The organism is Krasilnikovia sp. MM14-A1259, assembly GCF_047159535.1.
In the GTDB taxonomy this organism is placed as follows: Bacteria; Actinomycetota; Actinomycetes; order Mycobacteriales; family Micromonosporaceae; genus Actinoplanes.
Map to the genome: position 1 here is coordinate 6,925,957 of NZ_BAAGAJ010000002.1, position 14,281 is coordinate 6,940,237.

At 71.7% G+C, this 14,281-nt stretch carries 13 protein-coding genes; 5 read left to right on the top strand and 8 right to left on the bottom strand.

Going from position 1 to position 14,281, the window contains the following annotated elements:
• Positions 1 to 100: 100 nt before the first annotated feature.
• The 3 genes from trpD to ACMCNK_RS31590 form a co-directional block, all read right to left on the bottom strand.
• A complete protein-coding gene (gene trpD, locus ACMCNK_RS31580; RefSeq protein WP_412739985.1) occupies positions 101 to 1,165 on the bottom strand; it encodes an anthranilate phosphoribosyltransferase in 1,065 nt (354 codons plus the stop codon).
• Positions 1,166 to 1,239: 74 nt separating this feature from the next.
• Positions 1,240 to 1,683: a hypothetical protein gene (locus ACMCNK_RS31585; protein WP_412739986.1), complete on the bottom strand. Its 444-nt coding sequence runs from the start codon at positions 1,681 to 1,683 to the stop codon at positions 1,240 to 1,242.
• Between the two features lie 51 nt (positions 1,684 to 1,734).
• On the bottom strand, positions 1,735 to 2,775 hold the full coding sequence (locus ACMCNK_RS31590) for a cytochrome c oxidase assembly protein (RefSeq protein ID WP_412739987.1): 1,041 nt from the start codon (positions 2,773 to 2,775) through the stop codon (positions 1,735 to 1,737).
• 108 nt (positions 2,776 to 2,883) lie between these two features.
• Between ACMCNK_RS31590 and ACMCNK_RS31595 the strand changes: the two genes are divergently transcribed.
• Genes ACMCNK_RS31595 through ACMCNK_RS31610 form a run of 4 tightly spaced genes read left to right on the top strand, consistent with a single transcriptional unit; the run spans position 2,884 to position 7,126 of the window.
• Entirely contained in the window at positions 2,884 to 3,483 is a 600-nt protein-coding gene (locus tag ACMCNK_RS31595; RefSeq protein ID WP_412739988.1) for a heme-copper oxidase subunit III, read from the top strand.
• A gap of 43 nt (positions 3,484 to 3,526) precedes the next feature.
• On the top strand, positions 3,527 to 4,375 hold the full coding sequence (locus ACMCNK_RS31600) for a c-type cytochrome (protein ID WP_412739989.1): 849 nt from the start codon (positions 3,527 to 3,529) through the stop codon (positions 4,373 to 4,375).
• A 37-nt stretch (positions 4,376 to 4,412) separates the two neighbouring features.
• On the top strand, positions 4,413 to 5,513 hold the full coding sequence (locus ACMCNK_RS31605) for a ubiquinol-cytochrome c reductase iron-sulfur subunit (RefSeq protein WP_412739990.1): 1,101 nt from the start codon (positions 4,413 to 4,415) through the stop codon (positions 5,511 to 5,513).
• The gene (locus tag ACMCNK_RS31610; protein ID WP_412739991.1) at positions 5,510 to 7,126 is read left to right on the top strand and encodes a cytochrome b N-terminal domain-containing protein; all 1,617 of its coding nucleotides are present in this window, start codon (positions 5,510 to 5,512) and stop codon (positions 7,124 to 7,126) included. The genes ACMCNK_RS31605 and ACMCNK_RS31610 overlap by 4 nt, the downstream gene beginning before the upstream one ends.
• A gap of 57 nt (positions 7,127 to 7,183) precedes the next feature.
• Here the strand turns inward: ACMCNK_RS31610 and ACMCNK_RS31615 are convergent, their stop codons facing one another.
• The 5 genes from ACMCNK_RS31615 to ACMCNK_RS31635 all read right to left on the bottom strand — a co-directional run bounded on the left by ACMCNK_RS31615 (position 7,184) and on the right by ACMCNK_RS31635 (position 12,785).
• Complete coding sequence (locus ACMCNK_RS31615; RefSeq protein WP_412739992.1) at positions 7,184 to 7,471, bottom strand: Lrp/AsnC family transcriptional regulator; 288 nt, start codon at positions 7,469 to 7,471, stop codon at positions 7,184 to 7,186.
• A gap of 151 nt (positions 7,472 to 7,622) precedes the next feature.
• Complete coding sequence (locus ACMCNK_RS31620; RefSeq protein WP_412739993.1) at positions 7,623 to 8,456, bottom strand: nucleotidyltransferase family protein; 834 nt, start codon at positions 8,454 to 8,456, stop codon at positions 7,623 to 7,625.
• A complete protein-coding gene (locus ACMCNK_RS31625) occupies positions 8,453 to 8,971 on the bottom strand; it encodes an NUDIX hydrolase (RefSeq protein WP_412739994.1) in 519 nt (172 codons plus the stop codon). Before ACMCNK_RS31625 ends, ACMCNK_RS31620 begins: the two co-directional genes overlap by 4 nt.
• A 43-nt stretch (positions 8,972 to 9,014) precedes the next feature.
• Positions 9,015 to 10,802, bottom strand: a complete 1,788-nt coding sequence (locus ACMCNK_RS31630) for a RelA/SpoT family protein (protein WP_412739995.1) — start codon at positions 10,800 to 10,802, stop codon at positions 9,015 to 9,017.
• Between the two features lie 183 nt (positions 10,803 to 10,985).
• Entirely contained in the window at positions 10,986 to 12,785 is a 1,800-nt protein-coding gene (locus ACMCNK_RS31635; RefSeq protein WP_412739996.1) for a DEDD exonuclease domain-containing protein, read from the bottom strand.
• A gap of 105 nt (positions 12,786 to 12,890) precedes the next feature.
• Here ACMCNK_RS31635 and ACMCNK_RS31640 point away from each other — a divergent pair, with 105 nt between their 5' ends.
• A complete protein-coding gene (locus ACMCNK_RS31640) occupies positions 12,891 to 14,255 on the top strand; it encodes an NYN domain-containing protein (RefSeq protein ID WP_412739997.1) in 1,365 nt (454 codons plus the stop codon).
• The last annotated feature ends 26 nt before the right edge of the window (positions 14,256 to 14,281 follow it).

Here is a 14,281-nt window from a genome sequence, read left to right on the forward strand (position 1 = left end):
TCGGGGCACAGCGGTGGACGCTGCCCGGCGTGTCGCGCAGGCAGCTCACCGCGTACCGAAGATGATCTTTTCCACAGCGGGACCGGGCGTGATCATCGCCTCAGGCGGGCTCCGCCGCCTTGGCCTCCTGGGCCGCCTTGACCCAGCGCTGCAGCAGGGCCGTCGCCGCGCCCGAGTCCACGGTGGCCGCGGCCCGGTCGATGCCGGCCCGCATGGCGTCCGCGAAGGTGCCCGGGAAGCCCGCGTGCGCGGTCAGCGCCGCCGCCGCGTTGAGCAGCACCGCGTCACGGACCGGACCGGTCTCCCCGGCGAACATCCGCAGCGCCGCGTCCGCGTTGAACGCCGCATCGCCGCCCCGCAGATCCCCGGGCGCACTGCGCGGCAGGCCGAGGTCCGTGGCGTCCACCACGGCCTCGGAGACCGCGCCGTCGCGGGCGATCCAGACCCGGGTGGGCGCGGCGGTGGTGAACTCGTCCAGGCCGTCCTCACCGCGCATCACCAGCGCCGAGTCGCCGCGGCGGGCGAACACCTCGGCCATCACCGGGGCCATCCGCAGGTCGAAGCAGCCCACGGCGGCAGCGCGGGGCCGCGCCGGGTTGGTCAGCGGGCCCAGCATGTTGAAGAACGTGGGCACGGCCAGCTCGCGCCGGGTGACCGCGGCGTGCCGCATGCCGGGGTGGTAGCGGGCGGCGAAGCAGAAGCCGATGCCGGCCTCGGCCACCGTCCGGGCCACCCCCTGCGGGCCCAGGTCGAGCGGGATGCCGAAGTGCTCCAGCAGGTCGGCGGTGCCGCAGGCGGAGGACGCCGCCCGGTTGCCGTGCTTGACCACGCGGACGCCGCTGGCGGCGACGATCACCGCGGCCATGGTGGAGATGTTCACGGTGTGGGCCCGGTCGCCGCCGGTGCCCACCACGTCCACCGCGTCGTCGCGGACGTCGTCGGGCAACGGCACCAGCGTGGCGTTGCTCAGCATCGCCTCGACGAGGCCGGCCAGCTCGGCCGGAGTCTCGCCCTTGGCGCGCAGCGCCACCGCAAACCCGGCGACCTGCACCGGGCTGGCGGTGCCGTTCATGATCTCGCCCATCGCCCAGGCGGTGTCCTGGGTCGACAGCTCTTCGCCGCGCAGCAGCGCGCTCAGCAGGTGTGGCCAGGTAAGTGCACCCATGGCGGGGCCTCCGTCCGGGGGGTACGGCGGGTGGTGACGGCGACCTCGGCGTCACCCTGCGCAGGTGTGGAACGTCAGCCGATCTGACCCAGCGGGATCGCGCCGGCGCGGCGGGCGCGCAGCATGCCCGCCACGGTCTGGCCGGTGGTGACCGGGTCCAGCGGGTGGACCAGGGTCTCGTCGACCTGGGCGAACGCGGCCAGCCAGCGGTCTGCCGCGCGGGCGATGACGACGCAGGTGGGCGGCGGCACCTTGTACTCGTCCTTGACCTGACGGGCGATGCCCAGCCCGCCGGCGGGGGCGGCCTCACCGTCGAGGACCATCAGGTCGATCTCATACGTGTCGAGCAGCTCGCGGCACTGCTCCCAGGTGGCCGCGTCGACGAACTCCACCGTCAGGTCGGCGGCGGGCCGGCTGCCGATCGCCAGCCGGATGCGGTCGCGCACCGCTGGGTCGTCGCTGTAGAGCAGGATGGTGTAGCGATCCGGCTCGTCCCGGTGGCTCTGTGCATCGCTCATGTCGTGCCCGGCTCCCACGCTCGTAGCTGCCCGCTGATCGTAGCGAACCGGTTATTCCGCGTCCGATTGCGGGCGCACCTGCGTCGCGGCGAGCCGGGCCTGTTCCGTGGCGGCCTCCTCGGCCTGCGGGGCCGCCTGCTCCGCGGCCTGCACCAGCGCCTGCTCCGCGGCCTGCGCGCGGGCCTGCTCCGCGGCCTCCTCGCGGTCGAGGGCGCGGTCGATGCGGCGGGCCTCGCGCTCGGACTGGCGGATCCACTGCACGACCAGGATGCCGAGCATCGTGACGCTGACGATCTCCCCGCCCGCCCAGAGGATCCCGCCGGCCACCACCTGGTCGTTGCGAGGGTCGGCCCAGGCCAGGTGCAGGGCGGGGTACCAGTCGCCGCCGAGCAGGGTCTGGCTCTGCATGATGGTCAGGCCCAGGACGGTGTGGAACGGCACGGACAGCACCATGAGCAGCGCCCGCGCCGGGTACGGCCAGCGGTTCGGCAGCGGGTCGAGGCCCAGCAGCGGCCAGAAGAACAGGCAGCCCGTGACGATGAAGTGGGCGTGGATGAACTCGTGCGCCCACGGGTGTTCGAGCGTGTACCGGTACAGCCCCGTGAAATACAGCACGAACGGGTTGGCCACGAACAGGCCGAACGCGACCAGGGGGTATGTCAGCACCCCCACGACCCGGCTGTGCAGCACCGCGAGCAGCCGCCGGCGGGCGGGTTTGGCCAGCGTACGCAGGGCGAGCGTGACCGGCGCCCCCAGCGCGAGGAAGATCGGGCCGACCATCGACAGGACCATGTGCTGGACCATGTGCACCGACAGCAGCGTGGTGTCGTACGCCTCCAGCCCGCTGACGGTCACCGCGGCGATCGAGCCGAGCCCGCCGAGCAGGAAGGCGACCGACCGGCCGGTCGGCCAGGCGTCGCCGCGCCGCCGCAGCCGGTGCACCCCGTACCCGTAGAGGGCGGCGGCGACCAGCAGGCCGAGGGCGATCAGGCTGTCCAGCCGGACCTGGGTGAAGATCTCCGCCACCGTGAACGGGGGTGGGACAGTGTCCCCTACCGGGCCCGCGAGGGTGTGGGTTTCGACGAGCTGCACCACTCGAGGCTAGGCCGAACCCGCGGTGGCCCGGTCACCGGGCGTCGACACGTACCGGAATGGGCCCCCCGCGACACGTTGCGGTGATCGCGGGGCAATAATGAGCCCGTGACAGCGGCCCCAGCCATCGACAAGAGCCGGATCCACTCGCTGACGCGCCCCAACATGGTGAGCGTCGGGACGATCGTGTGGCTCTCCAGCGAACTCATGTTCTTCGCGGCATTGTTCGCGATGTACTTCTCGATCCGTGCTGCCGACTACGGCATGTGGGAAGAGCACACCCCGAAGCTGAACATCCCGTACGCGACGACGTTCACGGTGATCCTGGTGCTCTCGTCGGTCACCTGTCAGCTCGGCGTGTTCGCGGCGGAGAAGGGTGACGTGTTCGCGCTGCGGCGCTGGTTCGCCATCACCTTCGTCATGGGCCTGATCTTCGTGCTCGGCCAGGCGAACGAGTACCGCCACCTCGTGGGCGAGGGCATCGCGCTGAACCACGACGGGTACGGCTCGATGTTCTACCTGACGACCGGCTTCCACGGGCTGCACGTCACGGGCGGCCTGATCGCCTTCATCGTCTACATGATCCGCACCACGATGGGCCGGTTCACCCCGGCGCAGGCGACCTCGGCGATCGTGGTGTCGTACTACTGGCACTTCGTCGACATCGTGTGGATCGCGCTGTTCTCCATGATCTATTGGCTGCAGTAGCCGCCCGCCCGCCCCAGGTCGAAACTCAAGAGGATTCAGGCCCATGACTTCTGACACCCCCGCCGGTCGGCGCTTCCGGGTGTTCCGCCGACGGCGGTCGGCGCCCAGCCGGGCGCGGCGGCGCATCGGCGCGGCGGTCCGCATGCTCGCCGCGCTCGCCCTGGCCGGTGGCGTGTACACCGCCTTCGCCCCGGGTGCGTTCGCGCAGGACAACACGCAGCTCTCCGCCGCTGCCCAGGAGGGCAAGGCGCTGTTCGACAACAGCTGCATCTCCTGCCACGGGCGCGACGCCCGAGGTGTCGAGGGTCGCGGGCCCAGCCTGATCGGCGTGGGTTCGGCCTCGGTGGAGTTCCAGGTCGGCACAGGCCGCATGCCGATGGCACGCCAGGAGGCCCAGGCCGAGCAGAAGACGCCGCAGTTCACCGGTGACCAGGTCAAGCAGCTCGGCCAATACATCCAGGAGCTGGGTGGCGGGCCGCAGGTGCCGGCCGGGCCGCTGACGGTCGACCCCGAGGCCAACCCGGGCACGCTGTCCGAGGGCGGCGAGCTGTTCCGGCAGAACTGCACCTCCTGCCACGGCTTCGGCGGGGCCGGCGGCGCGCTGTCCTCCGGCAAGTACGCCCCGAGCCTGCACGACGCGACCGCGGACCAGATCTACGCCGCGATGCTGACCGGCCCGCAGAACATGCCGGTGTTCGGCGACAACGAGATCACCCCGGACCAGAAGCGCGCGATCATCACGTACGTCACGTACCAGCTCCAGCAGGATCAGGACCCGGGCGGCGTGTTCAACCTCGGCCGGTACGGACCGGTCACCGAGGGCCTGGCGATCTTCCTGGTCGGCATCGTCATCCTGGTCTTTGTGACCCTGTGGATCGCCGGCAAGTCATGACCGAGCGCACCGAGAGCAGGACAAGAAAGGCACGGCCATGACCGATACGAAGGACGAGGGGCAGACCGGCGGCACCCAGCCGGTCGACCTCAGCGACCCTCGGCTGTCGCGCTTCGAGATCGTCCGTGAGGGGGCGCGGCGTGACGACATCGAGATCGTCACGTACGAGTCGCAGTTCCCCCACCCGCGCTCGAAGGGCGAGAAGCGGATCGAGCGGGCCATCGCCCTGCTGTTCGTGATCGCCGGGATCATGGCGCTGGCATTCCTGGGCGCGTACATCTGGTGGCCGTGGGAGTTCGAGCTGGGTCACACGCTCAGCGACTACTACACCCCGATCCTGGGCATTTCGCTGGGCATCGCGTTGCTGGCCATCGGCCTGGCCATCCTCGCGTGGGCCAAGAAGCTGCTGCCGCACGAGGTCGCCATCCAGGGCCGCCACGACGGCCCCTCCAGCGACGAGGACCAGCAGATCGCCGGCCAGACGATGCTGTTCACGGTCGACGAGCTGGGCATCCAGCGCCGCCCGCTGCTCAAGGGCGCGGTCGCGTTCGGCCTCGCGCCGATCGGGCTGGTCGCGGCCGCCCCGCTGATCGGCGGCCTGATCAAGAACCCGCACAAGCCCGACCGCGGTCAGGACCCGCCGCTGTTCCGCACCGGCTTCACCCCGCGCGACGGCCAGAAGATCCGCCTGACCCGTGAGGACGGCAGCCCGATCCGGCCCGAAGACGTCAGCGTCGGCGGCCAGATCACGGTCTTCCCCGGCGTCCCGGGCGGGGCCACCAACGAGTACGCCGACTCGCCGACCCTGCTCATCCACCTGCGCGAGGATGACGCGGCGAAGACGCGGGAGAATGCGGCGCCGATCAACCAGGGCCTGATGTGGGGCAACTACGTCGCGTACTCGAAGATCTGCACCCACGCCGGCTGCCCCGCCAGCCTGTACGAGCAGATGACCAACCGGTTGCTCTGCCCGTGCCACCAGTCCCAGTTCCTCATCACCGACAACGCCCGCCCGATCTTCGGGCCCGCCACCCGGAGACTGCCGCAGCTGCCCATCGCGGTGGACCCGGAGGGATACTTCGTGGCGACGGGTGACTACAAAGAGACCATCGGGCCTGACTTCTGGGAGCGGCCATGAAGCGCCGAAAGCTGGACATCGGCGCCATGCCCGGCGCTGCCGCGGCTGGCATCGACGAGCGGTTCCAGGTCGCCACGCCGCTGCGCCGCCTGCTGAACAAGGTCTTCCCGGACCACTGGTCGTTCCTGCTGGGCGAGATCGCGCTGTTCTCGTTCATCATCCTGCTGCTCAGCGGCACGTTCCTGACGCTGTTCTTCGACCCGTCGATGCAGGACGTGACGTACGACGGCGCCTACCTGGCGCTGCGCGGCCAGGAGATGTCCTCGGCGTACGCGTCGTCGTTGCACCTGTCGTTCGAGGTGCGTGGCGGGCTGTTCATGCGTCAGCTGCACCACTGGGCGGCGCTGCTGTTCATGGCGTCGATCGTGGTGCACATGGCACGCATCTTCTTCACCGGTGCGTTCCGCAAGCCGCGCGAGACGAACTGGGCGATCGGCCTGGTGCTGTTCCTGCTCGGCTTCCTGGAGGGCTTCACGGGCTACTCGCTGCCCGACGACGGCCTTTCCGGTACGGGTCTGCGCATCGCCTCCGCGATCATGCTGTCCATCCCGGTGGTCGGCACGTGGCTCTCGGCGTCGATCTTCGGCGGCGAGTTCCCCGGTCACCTGATCATCGGCCGGTTCTACATCGCGCACGTGCTGCTGATCCCGGGCGGCCTGCTCGGCCTCATCAGCGCCCACCTGGCGCTGGTGTTCAAGCAGAAGCACACCCAGTGGCCCGGCCCGATGCGGACCAACACGAACGTCGTCGGCGAGCGCATGTTCCCGCGGTACGCGCTCAAACAGGGCGGCTTCTTCGCGGCAGTGTTCGGCGTCGTGGCACTGATGGCCGGCCTGTTCCAGATCAACCCGATCTGGCTGTTCGGGCCGTACCGCGCGTACGAGGTGTCCTCGGCCAGCCAGCCCGACTGGTACGTCATGTTCATGGACGGGCTGGTCCGGCTCATGCCGGCCTGGCAGATCACGTTGCCGTTCGGCGACGGGTACAGCATTCCCCCGCTCTTCTGGCCCGCGGTCGTGGGGCTGGGGGCGCTGACCACGATCCCGATGTTCTATCCGGCCATCGAGGCGCGGCGGCTGAAGGACAAGCGGATCCATCACCTGCTCGAACGGCCACGGGACGCGCCCGAGCGCACCGGTGTCGGGGCGATGGCGTTCACGTTCTGGATCGTCGCGACGCTTTCCGGCGGCAACGACGTCATCGCGGACAAGTTCCACATCAGCCTGAACGCGATGACCTGGGCCGGCCGTATCGGCCTGATCATTCTGCCGCCACTGGCGTACTTCATCAGCATCCGGATCTGTCTCGGCCTGCAACAGCACGACCGGGAGGTGCTGGCCCACGGCGTGGAGACCGGCATCATCAAGCGGCTGCCCGACGGGCGGTTCATGGAGGTCCACCAGCCGCTCAGCCCGGTGGACGATCACGGCCACCCGCTGCCGCTGGACTACGCCGGCTGGACCGTACCGAAGAAGATGAACCGGGTCGGTGCGCTCGCGCCCGCGATCAAGGGCTTCTTCTTCCCGGTCGAGAAGCCGGCGGAGGCCCCGGTGTCGCCCGCCGTGCCGCCGGTGACCCGCGAGGAGCGCGAGGAGATCACCTCCGGTCGCTGACCAACCGCACGACGAAAGGGCCCGCCACCCGGCGGGCCCTTTCGCGTTACGCGGAGATCAGTCGGCGTCGGGCAGGCCGATGGCGAACGCATCCTCAAGGTCGTGCTTCGAGTACGCCCGGAACGCGATGTGCGACTCCGTGTTCACCACCCCCGGGGTCTTCGAGATGCGGCCCGCGATGACCTCGGCGATGTCGTCGAAGTGCGGCACCCGGACGATCGCGATGAGGTCAACGTTGCCGGCCACCGAGTACACCTCGCTGACGCCGGGCAGTTCCGCGAGCGCCTGGGCAACCTCGGGGATGGAATCGGTGGCGCAGTCGATGTGCACGATCGCGGTGTTCACCTGCGGGGCTCCTCGCTCCAAGCTGGCCGAATCGGATGGGCTCATGCTAGCCGCGACGGCGCACACCCATGCGGCCGCGCCTGCTTCCTGACGACGCGGGCGCCCGCCGTCCAGCGGCGCCTGTTCCTGGCGCCTGCCGTGCGGCGCCGTCTCAGGCGGCGACGGTCACGTCCGGGGCTGCGCGTACCACCTGGTGCAGCCGTTCGCCGGCGGACACCGTGGCGCCCGGCCACACCACACAACGGTCGATGTCGCCGTGCACGAGCGTCCCGGCGCCCACCACGGATCGCTCACACCGGCCCGTGACGGTCGCCGCCGGGTCGATCAGGCTTTCCCCGCCCGCGGCGTGCAGGTTAGCGGCCAGGTAGTCCGCGGGCGTGCCCGTGTCCAGGTACAGCCCCTCGAAGTCGACCAGCTCCAGCTCGCCGTTGGCCTCCGCGGGCCGCCACACCGTCCGTACGAGGTCGCTGGGCTGTGCGGTCAGGTGGCGGACCCGCCGCCACGGCAGCAGGGAGAACCCGGCGAAGCGGCGCCCGCTGAAACCGCCGGGCGTGCCGGGCTGCAGGGGCCGGGTGAGCATCCGTACGGTCTCGCCGTCCCAGCCGTCGAGCAAAGCCGCGATGTCCTTTCCGGGCTCGCGGTGTGCATCGACCAGGTAGGCGTCGGCGTTGCCGACCAGCACGCCGCGCCCGTCGATCCAGCCACGCAGCCGCCCGATCCCGCCGGACGTCCCGAGCGGGCCGTCCGGTTCCACGGACAGGTACGCGCGCCCACCCACGTGGCGCACCACCTGCCCGGCCAGGTACGCGGCGTTGACCGCGGTCGTCTCCGGCCCGGTCAGCCCGAGCCCGGCCAGCCGGTGCAGGGCCCGGTCCAGCAACGCCACGTTGCCGACCGGGCACAGCGCCTTGGGCAGGTGTTCCGTCAGCGGGCGCAGCCGCTGCCCTTCCCCGGCGGCCAGAACCACCGCGCAGACACCGATCACGAGGCGCCGCCGGGTGCCGCCTGCGGGCCGATGCCGTACAGGCCCAGCAGCAGTTCCGTGGCGGAGGTCAGCGGCGGCAGGTCGTCCAGCGGGAACCAGCAGGCCTCCAGTACCTCACCACCGTCCACGACCAGCGTCGTCCGGGAAGCCGGCACGGCTGCCGTGAACACGGTGTCCACCCAGCCTTGGGCGTGGACGATCGCGTTGGGCACGGCCGGGGCCAGCGCCGACGGATCGAGCATCACGCCGGTTTCCTCGAACAGCTCCCGGGCGGCGCCCACGCGGGGCGGCTCGTGCCGCTTCAGCAGGCCCGCGGGCAGCCCCCAGCCACGGCCCGGTGGCTGGCGCAGAAGCAGCAGCCGACCCGGCTGCGGGGCCTCCGAGTCATGGATCAGGTTCACCGCGCCGACGAGGTACTTCGGGGCGATCAGGTGAACGAGCCGACGGCGCACCCGGCCCGGCAACCGGTAGAACGTCTGGTACGCGTAGCCACGCAGTCGCCGGTGGAGATTCACCCCGTCAGGCTATCGGGGGCGCAACCCACCCGCCGAGCCCGCGTCAGTCCGGGTGGTCCACCAGCGCGATGAGCTGCTCGACGACATTGTCCGGCTCAAGGCTGCGCTCGGTGACCGCGACCAGCATGGTTTCCAGGTCGGGGTAGCCGAGCTCCTCGGCGAGGCGGCGCAGCGGCACCTCGCTGGCCAGGCCGCGGTCGTGCTTGCGTAGGGTCAGCCCGATCGTGGCGCGGCCCAGGCGCACCTTGTCCGCGATGCTGATGCCGGGGGCGTCGGCCTCGGCGAAGTAGCGGTTGATCTGCATCTGGGCGTGGGTCGACTTGACGAACCGCAGCCATTCCTTGCGGGGGCCGCGCGGGGCGTCCGGCTCCACCTCGACGTGCCCGTCCGCCTCGGTGAAGATCTCCACCACGTCGCCGTCGCGCAGCGGGGAGCTCAGCGGGGCGAGCCGGCCGTTGATCGTGGCGGCGAGGCACTGGTCGCCGGTCTCGGGGCTCAGCTCGTACGCGAGGTCGACCGGGGTGGAACCGGCGGGCAGTTCCACCGTGCTGCCGTCCGCGAACACCTGGATCTGGGCCTCGGCGAGGTCACAGCGCAGCGAGGCGAGGAACTGCCCGGCGTCCGTGGTCTCCTGCTCCCAGTCGAGCACCCGCCGCAGCCAGGCGAGCTGATCGGAGCCGGGGGTCTCGACCGACTCGGACTTGGGATAGCGGAAGCCGGTGGCGACGCCGTACTCGGCGCAGCGGTGCATCGACTCCGTACGGATCAGGACCTCGACGAGGCGGCCGTCCGGCCCGGTCACCGTGGTGTGCAGGGAGCGGTAGAGGTTGTTCTTCGGTGAGGCGATGAAGTCCTTGAACCGGCCGGCGACCGGGCGCCACCGGCCGTGGATCGCGCCGAGTGCGGCGTAGCAGTCCGTGTCCGGCCCGTCGATCACCACGGCGATGCGGGGCAGGTCGAACGGCACCGTGTAGCCGCCGGCGACCGTGTCCTTCCAGATCGAGTAGTAGTGCCGGGGGCGCGGGGTGACCTTGGCGTCCACCTTGGACCGGCGCAGCGCGCCCAATGTCTTGGAGGTGACGTCCGTCAGGTACTGCGCCCAGCCGGGCCGGTTCTTCACGTGGTCGTCGATGCGGGTGTACGCGTCCGGGTGCAGGTGGAACAGCACCACGTCGTCGAGGTCGCGCTTGAGTGCCTGGATGCCGAGCCGGTCGCACAGCGGCACGAGCACGTCCAGAGTGGCGGTCGCGATGCGGGCGCGGGAGGCGGGGGAGCGGGCGTCCAGCGTACGCATGTTGTGCAGGCGGTCGGCGAGCTTGATGACCAGCACCCGGACGTCCTTGCCGGCCGCCACGATCATCTTGCGGATCGTCTCGGCCTCGGCGACCTTGCCGTAGAACGCCTTGTCGAACTTGGTCACGCCGTCGACCAGGTGCGTCACCTCGGGGCCGAAGTCGCCGTGCAGTGCCTCGAGCGTGTAGCTGGTGTCCTCCACGGTGTCGTGCAGCAGCGCGGCGACCAGGGTGGTGGTGTCCATGCCCAGCTCGGCGCAGATCTGCGCGACCGCGAGCGGGTGGGTGATGTACGGGTCGCCGCTCTTGCGTTTCTGCCCCTCGTGCATCGTCGCGGCGATCGAGTAGCTGCGGCGCAGCATGGCGACGTCGGCCGAGGGGTGGATGGCCCGGTGGGTCCGGGCGAGGGCGGCGACCGGGTCGTCGTCGCCGCTCTGGAAGTTCAGCAGTGAGCGCAGTCGCTGGGAGAAGCTCGCCTCGGTGGGTGCCGTTGACAAGGCGCGGCCGAACACGGCGCCGTGACCGGCGTCGACATCCACCCGGACACCCCCTCACCGATCTGTCACGCGCGCACCGCTAACACCACCCGAGGGCCCGGTCGCACACCGGAGAACCGCGACCGGCGGCGAGGCTGCCGGAATCCGGCGGACCGGAACCGGCTCACCGGACTGCCGGCCGGACGGCGTGCCGCCCGATCTGACGCGTCGGTAACCCCGCGTGCCCTACAGCCTATGCGAGCGGCGGTCATCCGAACGGTCAGTTACCGATGAGCAAACGGCCGAGTCCCGGCTTGACGCCGCGGCCTCAGCCCTGGTGAGCAGGCTACTGAACCGCGCGGCGCCACGGGCCGGTGACACCCAGTCACCAGAAGTTTCCACCAAGCGGGTGTCGGGCCGGTCGAGCCACGCGAGGATCCGCTCGGTCTCCTCGGCGGACGCGGCCGGGACCGGGCCCGGGCCGGGCCGCACGGTTTCGGCGGTCGCCCGGGCCGCATCCAGGGTCGGGCGTGGGTGCTGGCGCGGGAGAGAGGTCGCCGCGGCGGCGAGCCGCCCGTACCGGACCACGATGATCTCCCACCCGCCGAGCTGGTCGCGGCGGGCCGCGACCAGCTCGGCAAGCCGGGTCAGCGACCCGAGGCGCTGCATCCGGACCGTGGCCCGCAGCAGAGCGATCAGCCGGGACCGGACCACGGCCGCCTCCTCGTAGCGCTGCCGGTCGCTGAGCGCGGTGATTCGGGCCAGCAGGGCGTCCACGATCGGTTCCGGGTCGCCGTGGGTGGCCGTGCGGAAGGGCAGCGCCGCGCGGTGCGCGTACTCGTCGGTGGTGATCCGGTGTTCGCAGGGGGCCGGACAGCGGCCCAGCTCGGCCAGCGCGCATGCCGGGGTGGGGGTGCGCACGGACAGCCGGTGGGTGCACTGCCGCAACGGGACGGCGTCGTGGAACCCGGCGGCAGCCAGCTCCGCGGTACGCCGTGACGAGAACGGGCCCAGATACGTCGCGTCGTCGTCGGCGAGCTGGCGCACCACGGACAGCCGCGGATACGCCTCCGTGGTCAGTTTCAGCCACACCACCCGCTCGGGATACTTCGACCGCCGGTTGTACGGCGGCGCGTGCGCCGCGATCAGCCGCAGCTCACGCACCTCGGCCTCCAGCGAGTGGGCGCATTCGACCGCCTCCACCCGGGTGGCCGCGGTGAGCATCTCGGAGATCCGGGCCCGTTTCTCGCTCGCGGTGAAGTACGTCCGCACCCGGGTGGCGATGTCCTTCGACGTGCCGACATACAGGGCGCGCTCGTCCGCGCCGCGGAACACGTAGACCCCGGGCGCGTGCGGCAGCCCGTCGGCCAGGTGCCGCTTGCGGCGCTGGGCCGGGGTCACCGCCTTGGCGAACTCGATCGCCTCGCCCAGCGTGTGCACCCGGTGGCTGCCCAGCCGCTCGATGAGGCCGTGCAGGACGTCGACCGTGGCGCGGGCGTCGTCCAGCGCCCGGTGGGTGGGCTCGACCGAGGCGCGGAAGAACCGGGCGAGCGTGGCGAGCTTGCGGTTGGGCACCTCGTCGCGGGTCAGCGCGCGCCGGGCCAGTGCCGCGGTGTCGACGACCCGCACCTGCGGCCACGGGTAGCCGTGCCGGGCGCAGGCGGCCTTGAGGAATCCCACGTCGTACGGCGCGTTGTGGGCGACCAGGACCGCGCCGCGCAGGAACTCCAGCAGGCTGGGCAGCACCGACTCGATCGGCGGGGCGGGCGCGAGCATCGCCTCGGTGATGCCGGTCAGCACCGTGATGAACGGCGGCAGCCGCTCGCCCGGGTTGACCAGGGTGGCGAACACCCCGAGCTGCTCGCCGCCCCGCACCTTCACCGCGCCGATCTCGGTGATCCCGGCGCCGTCGGGGGCACCGCCCGTGGTCTCCAGATCCAGAACCACGAACGTCGTGTCCCGCAGGGACAGCGCCGCCGGTGCGACGGAGCCGTCGGCGCTCAGGAGGGTGTCCAGAGTGCCCTGCACGTATGCCGGTTGTGCCACGGCGCGCACATTAGGGCGGGGGTACGACAAACCGCGGGGCCGCCCGAAAGGTGATCACCTCTGTCCCTGGACGGACCGGTCCGTTGCGGTGGGAGACTGGTACCCATGTCCGCGGACCCCTCGTTCGGCGCCCGCCTCCCGGAGGAGGCGGTCACGGACGTGTCCGGGGTTGAGCCGGCCTTGCCGGAGCCGGTCCGCGCCCGGGTCACCGCGCTGGTCGCGGCGGCGCTGCCCGCCCTGGCCGCGGAGGAGGTGCCGGTGCCGTTGCGGCGGGTCGTGCGGTTCGCGCCGAACCGCCGGGCCCGGCTCGGCGGTCCCGCGATCGCGGCGCAGCTGACCGCGGACCCGCTGTTCCGGCAGCGGATCGGCGCCCGGATCGTGACGGACGCCGGTGACCTGGGCGCCGCGATCACCGACGGCGTCGCCCCGGCCGCCGCCGACCCGGTCGAGGTGGCCGCGCTGGCGTATCTGGCCCGCCCGGAGGGCTGGCGGGCGCTGGTCGAGGCGGCCGGCGACGCGGTGCGCGCCGAGGCGGACAGCGCCGCCTCGGCGAGCCTGATCCGGGATGCCGAGCAGCGCGCGACGCGCGCCGAGCACGACCGCGCGGTCGCCAAGGTGGAGGCGGACAAGCTGCGCGACGAGCTGGCCCGGGTGCGTGAGGAGCTGGGCCAGGTCCGCGAGGAGGCGCGCAGCGCGAGCCGCGCGCTGCGCGAGGCGCAGGCCGCGCAGAAGCGCGCCACGGACCTGCTGGCCACGGAGAAGGGCCGCGCGACGCGGGCCACGGCCGATCATGAGGCAGAGGTACGGCGGCTGCGCACGAAACTCGCCGAGGCGGAGGCGACCGCCGCCACGGGCCGGCAGAGCGCCCGGGACGCCCGGGCCGCGGACGACGCCCGGCTGTGGCTGCTGATCGAGACGATCGGGCAGGCCGCGTCCGGGCTGCGCCGGGAGCTGGCGCTGGGGCCGTCCGACCGGCTGCCCGCGGATTTCGTGGCCGACGTGGCGGCGGACCGTCCCGGCCAGCAGGAGCGGTCCCGGCCGCGGGCCCAGGACACCGACGACCCGGCGCGGCTCGACCAGCTGCTCGCGCTGCCCCGGGCGCATCTCGTCGTGGACGGTTACAACGTGACCAAGCGCGGCTTCGCGGAGATGTCGCTGGAGAATCAGCGCAAGCGGCTGATCACCGGCCTGGGCGGGATCGCGGCGCAGACCGGCGACGAGGTGACGGTCGTGTTCGACGGCGCGGAGCGGGTGCACGGGCTGCCGCCGGCGCCACGCGGCGTCCGGGTGCTGTTCTCCCGCAAGGGCGACACCGCTGACGAGCTGATCCGCCAGCTGGTGCGGGCCGAGCCCGCGGGCCGGCCGATCGTGGTGGTCTCGTCCGACCGGGAGGTCGCCGACGGGGTACGCCGCCACGGTGCCTACCCGATGGGTGCCGACTCGCTGCTGCGCCGGCTGGCGCGTTCCTGAGCTGCGGTGCGGTGTTCTTGTCGTAC

Excerpts from the sequence above, each read along its gene's own strand:
- trpD (WP_412739985.1), bottom strand. The coding sequence starts at position 1,165 with ATGGGTGCACTTACCTGGCCACACCTGCTGAGCGCGCTGCTGCGCGGC.
- ACMCNK_RS31585 (WP_412739986.1), bottom strand. The coding sequence starts at position 1,683 with ATGAGCGATGCACAGAGCCACCGGGACGAGCCGGATCGCTACACCATC.
- ACMCNK_RS31600 (WP_412739989.1), top strand. The coding sequence starts at position 3,527 with ATGACTTCTGACACCCCCGCCGGTCGGCGCTTCCGGGTGTTCCGCCGA.
- ACMCNK_RS31605 (WP_412739990.1), top strand. The coding sequence starts at position 4,413 with ATGACCGATACGAAGGACGAGGGGCAGACCGGCGGCACCCAGCCGGTC.
- ACMCNK_RS31610 (WP_412739991.1), top strand. The coding sequence starts at position 5,510 with ATGAAGCGCCGAAAGCTGGACATCGGCGCCATGCCCGGCGCTGCCGCG.
- ACMCNK_RS31640 (WP_412739997.1), top strand. The coding sequence starts at position 12,891 with ATGTCCGCGGACCCCTCGTTCGGCGCCCGCCTCCCGGAGGAGGCGGTC.